Source organism: Bacillus sp. YC2 (genome assembly GCF_019891195.1).
Lineage (GTDB): Bacteria > Bacillota > Bacilli > Bacillales > Bacillaceae > Bacillus.
The window spans coordinates 59,993-76,686 of the sequence record NZ_JAHXDO010000011.1 but is presented as its reverse complement, the minus strand read 5'-3'; the positions used below and the strand labels follow the sequence as shown (position 1 = coordinate 76,686).

Here is a 16,694-nt window from a genome sequence, read left to right as displayed (position 1 = left end):
CCGCTGACTGTCAACAGCGGCATTTTTTTTATTAAAAAGGTGAGAGTAATCATCCTGTGTTTGCAACGTTTCACTCTAAAACTCCTCCATTTTATGCATTCATCATGACCTGTTGACATCAAATTTTAAAAGAAACCCCCATTTTAAGGAAAAGGAGGATGTTAAGTTATGAGTTAAAAGTGCAGCGTATGTTTATTGGTTCTTGCTTTATTATTGAGTTATTTACCTGGAGAATATGCGAATGCTGTAAGTACTCCAATTGCAAAACATGCAGGGAATTCAAACCCGCTTATAGACCATCCGAATCTCAATGTAACCGACAATCATTTTTGGACCCTTCCTCCAGCTCAAAGCGTGACAACATTTGTTGTAAAGCGTTAAAGACAACATCATAGCAATAAGCCAATTTTCTCACTCGAAAAAGAAAATTGGCTTATTTTCTGTGGGCAGAAGAGAAGTGTTGATTTTTTTAACTATGCACGGACATTGGGTATAATAATGACAATGACCTCAAGGAGTGAACAATGTATGCCACAACATCACAACAAAGTTTTAATTATAGATGACGAAAAAGAAATTTTGGACCTGATCAAAACAGTATTAATAAGAGAAGGCATTGATCACGTGATCACCGCTTCTACTGCCCGTGATGGATTGGCTCAATTTCATCAAGAAAATCCAGATCTGGTTTTATTGGATATCATGCTGCCAGACGGTGAAGGCTATGATATCTGCAAGCAAATAAGAGATATTTCACATGTTCCTATTATCTTTTTGTCTGCAAAAGGCGAGGAAACAGACAAAATTGTGGGACTTGCCATCGGTGGGGACGACTACATTACAAAACCCTTCAGCCCTAAGGAAGCAGCGTATCGGGTCAAGGCACAGCTAAGAAGATCATCTTACTTACAGCCGTCACAAACTGATACCGTGATAAAAAAAGGGCCCTTTGAATTAAACCAACAACAAGCCGAGCTCACCAAAAATGGAGCGGCTATTGAGTTAACACCTAAAGAACTCATGCTCATGACATATTTTCTGCAGCACCCTAATCGGGTGATCAGTAAAGAAACACTCTATCAAGCTGTATGGGGAGAAGATTTCTTCGGTTCTGACAATACGGTGATGGTTCATATACGCAGACTCCGTGAGAAAATAGAAACCACCCCATCAAAACCAGACTTTCTCGTCACAGTGAAAGGGTTAGGCTACAAATTTGTTGTAAAGGATGCTTAAGTATGAATTGGCGATTAACAGGCAGATACATGGTATCTGTCATCATAGTGACCATCATTACTGTTTTCATTAATTTATTTGTTTTTATGATTTGGCTCATTTTTCAAGCGAACAGTCAACATGACGAAGAAAATACGCCAGAATCCTTCACAAGATCATTTCAACAATATGTCACATTTTCCAATAATGGAATTTCAGTGAACAAAGAGGGCCAAAAAGCCTTAAAAGAACAGAATGCTTGGATTCAGATATTGGATGAAAACGGACAAGATGTTTATCATGATAGAGAACCTAAAGGACTGAAGGAAAAATATACGCCTATTGAAATTGTGAATTTACATAAATATAAGGATGAGCAATTATTATCAACCATTTACGCCAGCGGAAAAAAAGTGAACGGCAAGGAGTACAGTTACTTTATAGGGTTTAAAAATCCCTCTCTCGCAAAGTATATCCTCTCGTATGATACCAAGAAATTAGTGACGAAGTTCAATGTAGGGACCATCATTTTATTATCAATAGATGCAGTGATCGCGTTACTCATTGGGTATCTATTCAGCCGGCAGCTCACAAAACCGCTGAGTAGTGTCATTCAAGGAATCCAACGATTAGCTAATGGAGATTACACGATCAAATTGAAATCCAAAGGAATTTATAAAGATGTGTTTTATAATGTCAATCACTTATCGGAACAACTATTATCAAGCAAAAAAGAAAAAGATAAATTAGAGCAAATGCGCGAAGAGTGGATCAGTCATATTTCTCATGACATTAAAACACCATTAGCATCTATTCAAGGCTATGCAGAAATCATCAAAGATCCAAATTATCATCTTTCAGTCGATCAGATCAGGGATTATGCCCAGATAATTGAGAGTAAATCCTTCTATATAAAAGATGTGATGGAAGATTTAAATTTAACGACAAGGCTGAAAAACAACGATGCAATGTTAAATAAAGAGCAGGTAAACCTTGTATCGCTGTTACGGGAAACATTAATTGATATTTTAAACGATTCTAGATATGCGGATAAGACCATTGAGCTTCAAACCAACGAAGAAGAATTGATACTGAATCTCGATGTGATCTTGATAAGAAGAGCGGTCACGAATCTCATTTTGAATGCCCTCGTACACAATGATCCTGATGTGAAAATCGTTGTACAGCTTGAACAAAAAGAACGAACCCATGTGACAATTAAGGACAACGGCAAAGGGATAGAAGAAGAGGAGCTGGAGAAAGTGTTTGATCGCTATTACAGGGGGACGAATACAGGGACGATGCATGCGGGATCTGGTCTTGGGATGGCCATAGCAAAGGATATTATCCAAAAGCACGGAGGGGACATCATCATTCACAGTACCGCGGGGAAAGGGACAACGATAGATATACAATTATCATAATGGCTATACAAAAAAACGGTTCTGTTATTGATCAACAGAACCGTTTTTTTCACCTATTATTCCGAAAACACTTTGATTCCTTTGACAATGTTCCAGATGAAAAAATAGATCGCCATAATAAACGTAACCGCATAAGTCGCAACCAGGAAAGGCCCAGCATGTCTAATATCATTCATACCAAGTAAACCTGAACCGATGATGCCAATTCCGAAAATCAAATAAGGAATCAAATGCGTCCACAAAGATTTTTTCGCATGATATTTCACATCGTCCTGACCTAAGAAATAGACGATAATCGGAAACAGAAACGGCGCAAAAAATATACTGAAGTAACATAATGAAGACAAAATTTTATTTTCTCTCAAAACATCTCACCTCTATCATTTATTGAAGGGGAATCCTTTTAACTGAATCCCTCACTGAAGTACAATCTTATTGTACAACTCCAACCTTAACCTGTATTAATCCGAACCTTACATTAACCTTACATTAACAAGTACGGGCGAGGGCTAGTCCTGTTACAGCAACCTTTTCTCTATCCGCAATCGGGCCATTATTTACAGTATGATTTTGCACCGTATTTAATGTATGTAAAGATACCAAAAATGCCAGTTTTCTTTCTTTGTAGAAGCATTATCTACAGTAAGTAATTATAGTATTCAACGTAAACAAAGATAGGACTTTACGTGGAGGGATGGGTTTGATGGGCTTTGATGCCAGATGAAACAACGGCTTCAGCCTTTCAAGATCAATCATGCCCACAGAGGCTCCACGTCAAGTCCTTAACCACTTATCTTTGCATACATGTACATAAAGATAAATGATGCATTCTATCAACCTTTTTTCGTTGATACTGTCGATAAGGGTCAGATTGCTGAGAGTTACTGGAGATCTCAGAATCTATTTCTTGTGAAACGAAGGGGCAGTTTCGTTCAAAAAAATTCTGATGCACATGAATTCAAATTCAAAAATGATCAGTATGAATAGCCAATAATGGATACTCTTTATTTAAGTATAATCTGATTTCGTTCTAGTAAAGTCCATAAATGTTCGGTGATTTCTTCTACAGGATAAGGCATCAATTGCGTTATCCACCACTCTATTACACCAATTATTGCGGAGGACCAAAACTGAATGAGGATCTCCTTGTTCATATTTTGATTTATTCCATTTAATTGCAATTGTTCCCTTAACCCTTCTTTCATGACAGTTAATAATTTATTTCGGAAGGTGGGGACCCCTTTATTTGTTAACAATGTATGGTAGATAAAAGAGTGTTCCTCTAAATATTTAAATATCTGTAGTAAAGTTGTTTTAGAAGGGTAGCTTCCAGAACCTTTGGGCAAGCAATAAATAAGCAATTCCTGTATTTCTCTTTCAATGCATTGTTCTAATAAATCGAATTTATCTTTGTAATGTAAATAGATCGTTCCTCTATTAACATCTGCTCTTTCCGCAATGGAGTTTATGGTGATATCTTCAAAATCGTTCTCCGCGGTTAAACTAATAAGTGCTTCCTCTATAGCTTTTTTAGATTTTTTAATTCTTTTATCCATAATATCCTCCCTAATAGGATCGTTTAATTAAAGAATAGACCCATTACGTTAATTATAATGAACAAAAGTATGAAAAGAAACAGATGTTTATTTTCTTGTTAATGAACAAATACCTTTAATCTGTTCATTATTAAACAATATCTGTTTAATTAACTATTGAAGCATAGATAGACTGTTGATAAAATTGAAAAAATAGACAGTTGTTGAACAATCAACAACCATCTATTAATATCATAAAAAACTTTAACTATAAAGATTCTATAGAAGGGGAGTTTTACGATGAAAGTATTGGTTTATGGTGCTGGTGTTTTGGGAAGTTATCTTGCCCACTCATTATTACGAGGAGGAAACAATGTTTCCATTTTAGCTAGAGGGAGGCGGTATGAACAATTGAAAGAAGATGGAATTGTTATTCGACATCATTTCCAACGAAAAAATACTGTCGATGCAGTAAATGTAATTGATAAACTACAACCTGAAGAACACTACGATCTCATATTTGTGGTGATGAAATACAATCAATTTTCATCGGTTCTTCCGATTTTAGCTGAAAATATAAGTAACAATATTGTGATTGTTGGGAATAACGCTGATGCTGCAAATATGCAAACATTCCTAAATAAAAATAGCAAAGTTAAAAAAAATATTGCGTTTGGTTTTCAAATTAGTGGGGGGATGAGGGAAGAAAATGGTCGTGTTATTTTTATTCGGGGGGGAGGACAAATGGTAATCGGTAGCTTAGACGGTGGCTTATCATTTAAATCTACATTAGAGAAGACTTTTAAGGAAGCGAAACATAAACTAAGTTTTAATGAAAATATTGATGGTTGGCTTAAAAGTCACTTCATACCGATTATTGCTATGAACTCAATCCATTATATCAATAACTTTGACTTTAAAAAAATAGCGAAGGATAAGAATGCATTAATGCAGATGATTTCTGTAATGGATGAGGGGTTTATGGTTTTAGAAAAACTGGGATATCGAATTGACCCAGCATTTCAAGTGAATATGGTTCGTAACCATCGAAATTTTGTCTACCACGGTTTGAGAATATTTCACAAACTTCCGATGGCTAAATTATTTGAGTGCTCCTTTAGCGAGATTAAAGCCTTATATGAAACATTTGATGAATTGAAAAAGGAAGCGAATATATCAACTCCAAATTTGGACGACCTTCAAAAACGATCAACTTCTAAGTATAGAGATGAGGTCAATCGTTAGTAATTCTCATATAAAATGTATATCTACCAAATTACTCATTGTGAAATAAAACATATACCCCCGTCCTGTTTTGGATGGGGGCAGAAGACCCGGGCGAAAAGAAATCCAATATGAATTTCATTTTACCTAGTTTACATAATATATATTCTAGGAAGTTATGTTCTGAAATGAAATTCTCGTCTCACTAACTAAGTATACTTAAGAAAATGAGACGAGATTTAAAAAATAGAATTCATTTACGTTTTAATTACTTGTATACATAACAAGTTCCATCGATAATTGATACACATGTATAGGTATCATGATAAGATCTGCCTTCACCGTCTCTAAAGAAAACAGTTACAGTACCGTCACCATTCCATTGGAATTGATAACCGTCTTTGTATTTGTTTCGAATAGGTGTTAAATCTTCGGGCTTGACTGCCGCATTCACTGCTGGCGTTCCAGATACTAGCAAGGCTCCAACAAGTGCAACAGCTCCCACTATTTTTTTGATTTTGCTTTTAAACATCCATATTACCCCCTTGTCATTTTATGTCTATTAAATGCTCATCCATTTAGTAGACAACCCGATTTTACCACTCTAAAGATGAAAAAAATGTCTAATTATGTAGAATCGAGATAAAATTCTAATAAAATACACATTTTTACAAATCGTTTTAATCTGCATTTTGATGAGTTCGCTAAGTATACATTGAAAGCATGAAAACGATCTTAAAATTGATGTATTTAACATATTTCTTACAGTGTTCTTCAAAATTCATATAAAAAAAGACTGCCGGCGATTTCCGGCAGCCTAAAATCCCTTAGAGTCCTCTTTGGAAAACTTCCATATCCCTTAAACGCATCCATCTCATCAGCTTTTATACGACGATTTTGGATTGCCGCATGTAATCCGATAATTCACAGTAAGAAATTTCATCCCAAACAGCCACATTCGGTGAACAGCTGTCAATCGGTTTTCGCCCTGTGCTGTTATGAGAAATGTTTCTGTCAATGGAAGGCTGCATGTTCCTAATCTCGTTTGCAGATAGATCCCCTCGTCACCCGCTCCGCTTTTTCTTCGTCGGCTTGTCAGCATGAGGCTCTCTTTATGATGATAAGGCTTCAGAATACCCGTCATTTGGCTGAACGGAAGCGGAAGAGAAATATTCATGTATCCCTCCCCGTTTGACCTGTACAAAGAATACAGCGCAGTGAATATGGTTTCCTGTTTCTCATTTGTTCTGATCCAGGCACGGACCTTTTTCCTGCCGTCTTTACTGGAATCAACGCCTTTTATTTGACTGTGCATCGTATACCAGTCAGGATTCATTGAGAGATGAATTTGTCCGGTTCTTCTGCTGAACCGTTCATAGATATGTGCAAACGGCCGAAACCACGCACTCCATGTCACTTTTGCTTCTATATCATAATTAATCGTTTGCTCATAAAACGAAAGAATTGACGGCGTTAGTTTCTCTGCTGAAAAATGCTCGGAATGAAGGTCATTCATTTCATCAATTAGCCCAGTATAATGATCGTTAGTTTCCGCATGAATGTCAGCCAAAAAATCGTTACCTATCGTTCTCTTTCCGTAAATACGGCTGAAAGTCTGTACACAGTGCTCATCAAATGGCCTCGGATTTTCCATTCTCCAGCCTGCCAGAGCCGGCAAAATAACGCCGCATGCATTGACGGTCCCGTGAATCCAAATCATTTGGCTGATGGTAAGTGTCATTTCTTCACGATAAACACCAAAAGAATAAATCAGAGAGAAACAAATCGTAATCATTAATACGGCCGATGAAGTTCGAATCAGCAATTTCCCTGTCTTCGTCTGAAATGGTGCCCTAAAGACGAGATATGCGTTTATATACAGTGCTGACATATACATTCCGACTGCAATAAGATCAAGTGCCTTTGAGAATGTAATGCCCATTGCGATAAGCAGCGGCGAGAGCAGAATGATTCCCGTGCTCCAGCGGTAAAGCCCCCGTCTTTCTCTTATGATTCTGCCGAGTAAGCCGTTAAAGATCGGAATAAGAAAAGCAGAATAATGAAAGTGAACAGCTGTCAGCAATATAATAAGCGGACCGAAATGCATAATATCCATTTGTGAAACATAAGCAAAAAACCAAAATCCCCCGCCAGCCAAATAGATAAGGCCAAAGATGACCGAAGTTTCTTCCATTCTATGTATGTTTGTCTTCCATAGCCTCACCACACCATAAACAGCCAATAAAATGGTGTACAGCCACCACAACAGCGCAAAAAAGCTGATATCCGTAATAAAAGCCAGTGCTGCACATAAGGCTGCTGCCGGATAACACTTTACTAATACGTTTTCAAATAGTTGAACCTCACGATCAGCCGTTTGTTGAAAAACAAGAGGAAAAACACCCGGAACAAAAAAAAGAACGGATAACAGGACAAGCGCCTCTGCAGCAGACACATGCGGGGCTTCAGCAGCAAAAAATCCTATAAAACAAACCATGCTGATCACTCTGTTTCGTTTCAGCATATGTTTCCCTCTTCTCCCTGAAATGTTCCTTGATAATAGAAAAGAGTGCCGAGAATCATATTCTCCACATGCACTTGTATAGTAAAACAATTCATTTCTTCATGATAGCTCTCGTAAACGGAGGATTTGCCGCAAAGCCATTTTGGAAGCGGAATTTTCTTTCCCAATATCAATAACCATTGCCTTCCCGATGTGATGTTAAGCGCCCCGTCTGAGGTTGCTTCTAAATGTAAAACAGACAGCAGAATGTACGGTTTGCCGAAGTAATCAAGAATTCGTTTTTCTTGTTCGTCATATACCATAACTGCGTCAAAGAAACGCTTTTTGCCTTTAAAGAAAAATGTTCGGTTCCATTCCACACCGATATGCTGTTTCGTATAAAAAGTTTTATTTTGAATGGTGAAAGGGATGTCCTTCCCTCTCTCAGAGAAGAAGCATCTAAAGAAGACACCGAACTTCAATAACATTTTGACGACAAATGAGCCTCCCTTTATGTCTGACATGATTCCTTTTCCGCTGAACGTGTGTGATTCGTCTAATTGATAGCGTTTTTGCAGCTGAGGATGTAATAAGTGATAATTAACGATTGATTTTTCATAAATTGAACCCACAACTTCACTTCTTTCTCTTTCGTTTTGTATGCCGGGCGCTCGGGAGCTTAAGACTAAGAATAATTCCCGCAGCGGTGATCGCTCCTAACAAAACAGATAAAAATATTCCCGATTGCAAAAATGCTAATACAGCAAAGATACATACCTGTCCGGCATGAAGCAGCCTTTTTCTCCCGAAAGGAACAATCCACAAAATTCCCAATCCTGACTCTAACGCCCCTGCTATTCTGTTTGCTTCAAGAAAAAAATCTGCAAACCCTTGATGAAACCAATACAGACTGAAAAACAAGCACAACATGACATAGACGAATCCGCAGTAAGCAGATTTCTTCGGGTGTCTGTTCTGCTCAATCCAAAGCCGCAAAGCATCAAAGCTCCACGCCGTGGCCCAGCTTAACAGCGGCCGAAATACAAATCGATCTATCAATCTCCCGGGCAGGCCGTATGCCGTTTTATATTGGTATTGGGTCATGAACGTGAAACTCCGGTTATCATGCGGTCTATACTTCCAATAGCCCCTGCCGGTTTCAATCAGAGATAACGGATGATCGGAGTGAAAAGCCAGGGAAGATACCCAATGAGAAGAATGCTGATTGCTGCCTCCAACTGTTTCCCCAGTGCCAGACACCTTTAATCCAAAGCCTATCCTTGTCTCATAAAGAAATTTCTGCGGTTCGTTTGGTTTTCGATGAAGGTACGTAATATCTGAAAAACGCAGATCCCATTCCTTATGAAGCGCTGGGTTTTGCGTATATTCCCAAAGCGTATTCAAATCAGATGTTATGTCAATTTCCACATAGATCGGCTCCTGTTTCATACGCCCTCCTTTTCCCCTTCTTTTGTAAACAATCCCTATATTAGCATATTGATAGATTGAATGGCAGTGTGACTCCAGACTTTTGCCGGTCCCAAGTCGGGTCTCCGATATGCCATCCCCTGCTTTCCTTTCTTTTCTTTAGAAGACGCCTAGGTTTGCAAACAAAAAAAGACCGGCAGATAACCGGTCTTCGATCATTTCAGATGTCTTCAGGCCGCCATTTCTCATCTGAACGCCCGCTGCAGTTTAGGAGGATTCATCTACCGTAAAGGTTCTTTTAATAAGAAACCGTATCTTCGGTATCCGATCCAGCAGATTTGCTGATGATCGGGCGGACGAAACGGATAACTGCAAGAGAAGCAAATACAGCTAAGCCGCCGGCCAGCAGGAACGCTCCAGAGAACGTACCGGTTTTGTCAACGATAAAACCGGTTAACGCAGGTCCGATAATACCGGCCGTGTTTGCGAGGAAATGCATGAATCCGCCAACGGATCCGACATTTTTTGGGTCTGCCACGTCTTGAATGATAGCCCAGTAGATGGAACCTGTTACATATAAGAAGAAAACAGATAAAGCGACAAGAGTGACAGCGCTTACAGTATTGGTGACAAGTCCGGCAAATCCGATGAATACTGCGGAAGCAAACAGACAGGTGGCAAGAATCACTTTACGCGAGAACAGCACGCCTTTTTTGGCCGTTTTTTTGAATACATAATCGGAAATAAGTCCTCCGGCCGCCAGACCGATAAAACCCAGAATCCTGGAATAACAGTGACCACGCTCATGAATTCAACACTTAATCCCCGTTCGTCCACCAAGTAGCTTGGGAACCATGTCAGGAAGAAAAATAAGATGTAGTTATAGGCGAAAAAGGCGAAAGCCGTGAATAGTACAGTCTTTTGTTTCAGATAAAAGGTGAGCGGAATTTTCTCATGAGGCGCCCCGTCCGCCTTCATTGCCGGCGCATCCCCCATTGGCTCTGCCGGCTTTTCTTTTACGAACTTAAACCAGCACAGCGCCCAGACTAAACCAATGATCATGATGAGTACAAAGGAAACCTTCCAGCTGAGCGCAACAGCAATCATACCGACAATCGGACCGGAAATCGCTCCGCCCAGCGGCGTACCGCTGTTTGTCACCCCGATGGCTGATGCCCGCTGAGTCGGCGGAAACCAATTATTGACCATTTTATTAATGGCAGCTGACAACGGCCCTTCACCCATTCCGAATAAGATCCGAATGATCAACAAGCTTATAAAACCGAAGGCAAGCGCAACCGCTCCGCTGAAAAGCGAACCAAACAATCATCGCTGTAAACAAAGTCAGCTTTGCACCATATCGATCGGATGCTACTCCGCCGACAAAGTTAAAGGTAGCGTAACCGACAGAGAAACTGCTGAAGATCAAACCCATTTGGGTTGCAGACAATGTGAGGTCGTCCTGAATAAATGGAGCTGCAATCGACAGTGCCGAACGGTCCAAATAGTTTATGACACCGGCTAAGAATAAAAGAACAATCACCGGAAGCCTGTCTTTTGAAAGCATATAAACCTCCTTTGATTTTTATTCTGATATTTACACAGCTCAGTATAAACCGGTTTAGTTCACTGAAAGGCCTTACCCGGAATGCCTTGCCATAAGATAGGGCTTATAGCGGTGCATCCACTCTGCTTCTGATTCTTTTTTTTGGATTTGCCGGAGAAGAATGTCAGCCGCTCCTTTGGCCATTTCAACCGCAGGCTGGACAATGGTCGTAACCGGCGGGGTAAAGAAACTGGCAAAGGAAACTTCGTCGATTCCGATGACCGCTGCATCCTCTGGAATGGCCATGTTTTTTTCTTTCATATACTTTAAAGCCTCAACGAGCACAATATCGTTTCCTGCCAATATCGCTTCCGGCGGTGTGTTCAGTGCAAACAGCTCCGAAAGCGCTCTTGGAATATCATCTGCATCTGCCGTTTTGATGTACTCTTCACGAATCGGAAGCCCATGCATTTCCAGAGCCTTCTTGTATCCTTCGATTCTTTCTACCCTGGGACTGATCTTGCGAATAATCGATGTGGTAATGATTGCGATCTTGTGCAAACCTTTCTCCGCAAATCGGTCAACAGCAAGCTTTGCTGCATAATGGTTATCAAGCATGACCGTCTGAATCCCGAGCTCTTCAATCGTTCGGTCCATAAATACTATCGGAAACTCATCGCGTTTCATCTTTTCATACAGTGCAAGATTCTCGCCTGTTGGAAAAATAATAATGCCATCCACCTGCTTGGCACGCAGCATTTCAATATACTTCTTTTCTTTAGCAGGCTCGTCATCCGCATTGCAGACAATAATATGAAAACCTTGTTCATGAAAATAGTCTTCAATTGCCCGGATGACTTGGGTGGAAAAGGTGTGAAGGATGTTGGCGACTACTACTCCGACTGTAAACGTTGATTTCTGCTTTAAGCTGCGGGCTACAAAGTTTGGCTGATAATTCAGCTCCTGAATGGCTTCCTCTATTTTTTGTTTCGTTTTTTCACTCATATAATCAAAGCGCCGGTTTAAAAATTGAGATACGGTACTTTTAGAAACGTTTGCATGTTTAGCTACATCAGCGATTGTAATGGTTTTCATAAGTCATCCCCGTCTGCCTTCATTTTTCATTAGTATAAGCCAGAAATAAACTCATTACAAACTAGACAGGGAGACTGGTATATCCGTCAAACTCCGGAATATGCCATAAATCCTCCATCAACAGGGATGGTAATTCCCGTTACAAAACTTGAGTATGATTCATCCGCCAGCCAAAGGAGTGTTCCCAGCAAGTCCTCCGGTTTCCCGAAGCGTTTCATCGGTGTACCGGCAATGATTTTGTTGAAGCGGTCCGTATAGCTTCCATCTTCATTTATCAACAAATCGTGATTTTGTTTGGTGAGAAAGAATCCTGGTGCAATCGCATTGACCCGCAAACCGGTTTCTGCGAAATGAACCGCCATCCACATTGTAAAATTATTAATTGACGCTTTGGCCGCACTGTAGGCCGGAACCTTCGTCATAGGTGAATAGGCACTCATGGATGAAATGTTGATAATCGCCGGTGACTCAGCCTTCAGAAGGTCTTTGCCAAACACCTGAGAAGCGAGAAATGACCCCGTAAAGTTTGTAGAGAATACGGTGGAAAATCCGTTCTCATCCATATCAAAGAATGATGTTCCTCCCCCCTCTTCTTCATAAGTCTCACAATCAGTGATAGCATCCGGATGGTTTCCTCCCGCTCCATTGATTAAAAGATCGATGGAGCCAAACCGATCAAGAATCTTATCTTTTGCTTTTTTCAATGATCCGCGATCCAAGACGTCAGCAGAAACAGAAAGAGCAGTTCCGCCAGCCTTCGTAATGTCGTTCACGACTTGCTGTCCTTTTTCGGCACTTCGGTTCACTATCGCGATTTTCATGTTGTGGCGGGCAAGCTCTTTTGCCATCGCTGAACAGAGCACACCGCTTCCGCCTGTTATGACAGCGGCTTTACCGGACAAGTTTTCATGAATCGGTATCATACTTCCGCCTCTTTTTTCACCAAAGACGCATAGGCATCCCACAGTCCGTTCAAGTACATAATCCCTAAAGCGCGATCATACATACCATAACCCGGTCGGCATTGTTCACCCCAGATATGGCGACCGTGATCCGGTCGTACATACCCTTTGTAACCTTGGTTGTGAAGTTCTTCTACTACACCTTGGATATTGATGGAACCATCCTTTGTCAGATGAGATGTTTCTACAAAATCACCGTTATCATAAATCTTTACATTACGTATGTGTGCGAATGGAGCAATGCCGGCATAGTGTTTTGCGATCTCCGCCATGTCATTGGCGGGATTCGCACCCATCGAGCCTGTGCACATCGTGATGCAGTTGGCCGGTGAATCTGATATCGCCCGAAGCTTTTCGTAGCTTTTTGCCCCGGTCATAATACGGGGCAAGCCAAAAATAGACCAAGGCGGATCATCGGGATGAATAGCCATTTGAATGCCATGCGCTTCAGCAACCGGCAGAATCTCTTCTAAAAAGAATGTCAGATTGGCCCAAAGCTGCTCTTCATCGACCGTTTTGCAGGCTTCAAACAGCTCTTGAATCCGTATCATTTTTTCCGGCTCCCACCCTGGTAGCGTCATATCGGAGGCTTCCGCCACCATGCGGATCAGCTCTTGGGGCTCCAAACTCTCTACTTTTGCTTTTTCAAAAAACAAAGCGGTTGAACCGTCTTCCAGCGGTCGGAACATATCGGTGCGGGTCCAGTCAAAAATCGGCATGAAATTGTAGCAGATCACTTTTACGCCAAATTCGGAAAGGTTGCGAATGGTTTGCTGATAGTTTTCAATGTACTGGCCGCGTTCTTCATTTCCAAGTTTGATCGCTTCATGAACATTCACGCTCTCTACAACTTCTGCATGAAACCCATGGGATTGAATATATTCGACTTCCGCTTTAATTTCTTCTTCCCCCCACACTTCACCCGGCTGCTTATGGTGGAGAGCCCAGACGATGCCTTTAACTCCTGGAATTTGTTTGACATGGTCAAGTGTTACGGTATCATTGCCTTGTCCGTACCATCGAAACGTGATATTCATGTTACACCCCCGTATATTCAGACTTCTTGCTGACGTAGTCTCTGCTGAGTGACACAGCGGCTTCATATCCGCCCTTTTGATAGGCCTTGGTTAACTCGCTCCCCACACCGACAGCAACCGCTCCGGCACTCAGCCAATCATTCATATTATTCAATGAAATGCCGCCTGTCGGCATGAGGCGGACATTGGGCAGAGGCCCATTTACTGACTTGATAAATGAGGGATCAAATGTAATGGCAGGAAACAGCTTCATTACATCACATCCGGCCTCAAGCGCTGATGCCATATCCGAAATGCTCATGCACCCCGGCAAATAAGGAACGCTGTACAGGTTGCAAAGAGACGCAATGTCCTTTACAAAGTGAGAACTGACGATAAATGTCGCTCCGGATAAAATGGCATGTCTTGCCGTTTCTGTATCCATCACAGAACCTGCTCCAAGAAGAACATCCATATGACGCAGCTCCTTAAAGACGTCTTCCACTTCAGGGGTTGTATATGTAAGCTCGATTGCATTGATCCCCCCCGAGATGGCCGCTTTTGATACTTGTATCGCTTCATGGCTGTTCTGACCGCGGACGACCGCCACTACTTTTGCTTCCAAAAGCTGCTGGTAAACGAAGTATTTAGGCAGCATGTTCGCTCCTCCTTTAATCAAACGTAATGACCGCCTTGCGAACCTGGCCGGGATGCTGTTCTATAAATTGAAAGGCTTCCTGAACGTTATCAACTGAAAACGTATGAGTAACGAGCCCGTTATGCGTTAATCTGTCTTCATTCAGTAACTCTATCACTCTCGGAAACTGATGTGTTTGCAGTCTGGAACCGGTTATCGTGACTTCCTTTTTCGTAATCGGCAGCTGTGAAATAGCTGAAGCATTTTCATCAAATCCAAGAACAACCACATGTCCGGCCGGAGAAACCGCCTCAATGGAAAGTGCAAAAGTGGCTGGGAGGCAAACGGCATCAATGACCGCGTTGGCTCCTTCATTTCCGGTCCATTCATGAACTCTCCGAATGATATCTTCTTTTTGTACATTTACGATACGGTCCGCACCGTTTTCTTTGGCAAACGCTAAACGCTCTTCATTTAAGTCGGTCACCATGACTGAAGCGCCCTGCAGCTTAGCCATTTTTAATATGCAGATTCCGATGGGGCCCGCCCCCTGGATCAGAACAGTGTCTCCTTGTTCCACCTGTCCTCTCCATACCGCTTGAGCGCCTATAGTGTAGGGTTCTGCCATGACCGCTTCTTCCCACGGCAAATGGGCTGATACCGCATGCAGCTGCTTTTCCGGCAGCACAACATATTCCCGCATCCCGCCTTCTTCATGAACACCGAAGACAGAAAGCTTTTCACAAACATTCGGCCTCCCTTTTCGGCAGGCATAGCATGTTCCGCAGTAAGATATCGGCTCAACAACTACATGGTCACCTATCCTGAGATGTCGGACACTCGGGCCAATCTCTTTTACTTCACCTGTTACTTCATGCCCAATGACTCTCGGCAGTGAAGCCAATGGATTTGTGCCATGATAAATATGCAGATCTGAACCGCAAATTCCCACCCGTTTTACTTTGATGAGAACGTCATCGGCTTGAATGACGGCTGGCTTTTTTGCCTCCGTTATCACCAAGTCATACGCTTTCCGTACTTGAACCGCTTTCATTTTCTCACCTGCTTTTTAAGAATTTATCTCCGCACTGCCGATCGGTTCTTATTTTGATTTTTAACCTTAACGCTCAACCACCGTCTCTTTATTAACAAATGTTAAAACTTCTTCCAAAAGGGGCAGCCCCTCATTATCACCGGAAACTGTTGTAACAAGCGCACCGACCGCATTGGCAAACTCCAGGCGTTTCTCAGGTTCAAATTTATGCAGATAACTGTATAAGTAGCCGGCATCAAAGCCATCACCCGCTCCAACCGTATCAACAGCTGCTACCGAAAATGCTTCCTTTTCGATCCACTGATTTTCACTATACAGAGCTGATCCTTTTGCTCCGTCTTTAATGACAAGCTGACTGATAGAATATTTCTTTGCAAAAACAGCTAATTCTTCGTTTTCCTCAGTTCCTATGATGTTTTTCATTTCATCACGGCCAGTCAACAGAATATCAATATATGGGAAGACCGTTTGGTAAGCTGCCCGTGCATCTTCAATCGTCCACAGTTTCAGCCGGACATTCGGATCAAAGGATATAAGGATTCCTTTTTCTTTCGCGATGAAGAGCACTTTTTGAACAATATCCAAGTTTTTGCGGTCAATCGCCATAAATATCCCGGTAAGATGAACAATATCAATGCCTCTAAACATCTCTTCAGTAATATCTTCCGGTTCAAGCGTTAGGACAGGAGAGTTGTAACGATAATAAAAGGTCTTGCCTGCTCCGTCTTCCCTGATCTCCTTCACATTTAAAGAAGTGGGATAGCCTTCAACATAGGCGACGTCAGTCATATCGACTCCTTCTCCTTTAGCAAAGCTATAGATCACTCTGCCAAACTCATCCTTTCCTAGCCGGCTGATCCACTTTGAATAAAGACCCAGCCTTGCACAGGCAATGGCAACATTCAATTCTGCTCCGCCTGCTTTTCTTTCAAAATGAGTAACAAAACGCAAAGGTCCTGTACTCGCGGGATTTAAGGTGATCATCGCATCACCTATCGTTAAAATTCCATATTTGGTTGACACATCTATACTCCTTTCATTTCAATATCTGATAG

15 protein-coding genes and 2 pseudogenes are annotated in these 16,694 nt (G+C 41.4%); 4 read left to right on the top strand and 13 right to left on the bottom strand.

What is annotated here, in order from left to right:
• Window positions 1–195: 195 nt before the first annotated feature.
• The 3 genes and pseudogenes from KY305_RS20405 to KY305_RS16315 all read left to right on the top strand — a co-directional run.
• Window positions 196–300, top strand: a pseudogene (locus KY305_RS20405) (hypothetical protein); the annotation flags it as partial.
• A 228-nt stretch (window positions 301–528) separates the two neighbouring features.
• The gene (locus tag KY305_RS16320; RefSeq protein WP_223063432.1) at window positions 529–1,236 is read left to right on the top strand and encodes a response regulator transcription factor; all 708 of its coding nucleotides are present in this window, start codon (window positions 529–531) and stop codon (window positions 1,234–1,236) included.
• A 2-nt stretch (window positions 1,237–1,238) separates the two neighbouring features.
• A complete protein-coding gene (locus KY305_RS16315; RefSeq protein ID WP_223063431.1) occupies window positions 1,239–2,639 on the top strand; it encodes a sensor histidine kinase in 1,401 nt (466 codons plus the stop codon).
• Between the two features lie 56 nt (window positions 2,640–2,695).
• Here the strand turns inward: KY305_RS16315 and KY305_RS16310 are convergent, their stop codons facing one another.
• Complete coding sequence (locus tag KY305_RS16310) at window positions 2,696–3,004, bottom strand: magnetosome magnetite crystal formation protein family (RefSeq protein ID WP_223063430.1); 309 nt, start codon at window positions 3,002–3,004, stop codon at window positions 2,696–2,698.
• Window positions 3,005–3,643: 639 nt separating this feature from the next.
• Window positions 3,644–4,195 (bottom strand): TetR/AcrR family transcriptional regulator, encoded by a 552-nt coding sequence (locus tag KY305_RS16305; protein WP_223063429.1) that lies wholly within the window; start codon window positions 4,193–4,195, stop codon window positions 3,644–3,646.
• Between the two features lie 279 nt (window positions 4,196–4,474).
• Between KY305_RS16305 and KY305_RS16300 the strand changes: the two genes are divergently transcribed.
• Complete coding sequence (locus KY305_RS16300) at window positions 4,475–5,419, top strand: ketopantoate reductase family protein (RefSeq protein ID WP_223063428.1); 945 nt, start codon at window positions 4,475–4,477, stop codon at window positions 5,417–5,419.
• A 247-nt stretch (window positions 5,420–5,666) separates the two neighbouring features.
• Here the strand turns inward: KY305_RS16300 and KY305_RS16295 are convergent, their stop codons facing one another.
• The 11 genes and pseudogenes from KY305_RS16295 to KY305_RS16245 all read right to left on the bottom strand — a co-directional run bounded on the left by KY305_RS16295 (window position 5,667) and on the right by KY305_RS16245 (window position 16,662).
• A complete protein-coding gene (locus KY305_RS16295) occupies window positions 5,667–5,930 on the bottom strand; it encodes a hypothetical protein (protein ID WP_223063427.1) in 264 nt (87 codons plus the stop codon).
• 345 nt (window positions 5,931–6,275) lie between these two features.
• Window positions 6,276–7,922 (bottom strand): YndJ family protein, encoded by a 1,647-nt coding sequence (locus KY305_RS16290; protein ID WP_223063426.1) that lies wholly within the window; start codon window positions 7,920–7,922, stop codon window positions 6,276–6,278.
• A complete protein-coding gene (locus tag KY305_RS16285; RefSeq protein WP_223063425.1) occupies window positions 7,916–8,533 on the bottom strand; it encodes a DUF4166 domain-containing protein in 618 nt (205 codons plus the stop codon). Before KY305_RS16285 ends, KY305_RS16290 begins: the two co-directional genes overlap by 7 nt.
• A gap of 4 nt (window positions 8,534–8,537) precedes the next feature.
• A complete protein-coding gene (locus tag KY305_RS16280; protein ID WP_223063424.1) occupies window positions 8,538–9,350 on the bottom strand; it encodes a hypothetical protein in 813 nt (270 codons plus the stop codon).
• Between the two features lie 277 nt (window positions 9,351–9,627).
• A pseudogene (locus KY305_RS16275) lies at window positions 9,628–10,896 on the bottom strand (MFS transporter).
• Window positions 10,897–10,968: 72 nt separating this feature from the next.
• Window positions 10,969–11,970: a LacI family DNA-binding transcriptional regulator gene (locus tag KY305_RS16270; protein ID WP_223063423.1), complete on the bottom strand. Its 1,002-nt coding sequence runs from the start codon at window positions 11,968–11,970 to the stop codon at window positions 10,969–10,971.
• 86 nt (window positions 11,971–12,056) lie between these two features.
• On the bottom strand, window positions 12,057–12,893 hold the full coding sequence (locus KY305_RS16265; protein ID WP_223063422.1) for an SDR family oxidoreductase: 837 nt from the start codon (window positions 12,891–12,893) through the stop codon (window positions 12,057–12,059).
• Window positions 12,890–13,969, bottom strand: a complete 1,080-nt coding sequence (uxuA, locus tag KY305_RS16260) for a mannonate dehydratase (RefSeq protein ID WP_223063421.1) — start codon at window positions 13,967–13,969, stop codon at window positions 12,890–12,892. The genes KY305_RS16265 and uxuA overlap by 4 nt, the downstream gene beginning before the upstream one ends.
• 1 nt (window position 13,970) lies before the next feature.
• Window positions 13,971–14,606: a bifunctional 2-keto-4-hydroxyglutarate aldolase/2-keto-3-deoxy-6-phosphogluconate aldolase gene (locus KY305_RS16255; RefSeq protein ID WP_223063420.1), complete on the bottom strand. Its 636-nt coding sequence runs from the start codon at window positions 14,604–14,606 to the stop codon at window positions 13,971–13,973.
• Window positions 14,607–14,619: 13 nt separating this feature from the next.
• Window positions 14,620–15,639 (bottom strand): zinc-binding alcohol dehydrogenase family protein, encoded by a 1,020-nt coding sequence (locus KY305_RS16250; protein WP_223063419.1) that lies wholly within the window; start codon window positions 15,637–15,639, stop codon window positions 14,620–14,622.
• Between the two features lie 66 nt (window positions 15,640–15,705).
• Entirely contained in the window at window positions 15,706–16,662 is a 957-nt protein-coding gene (locus tag KY305_RS16245) for a sugar kinase (RefSeq protein ID WP_223063418.1), read from the bottom strand.
• Window positions 16,663–16,694 lie beyond the last annotated feature (32 nt).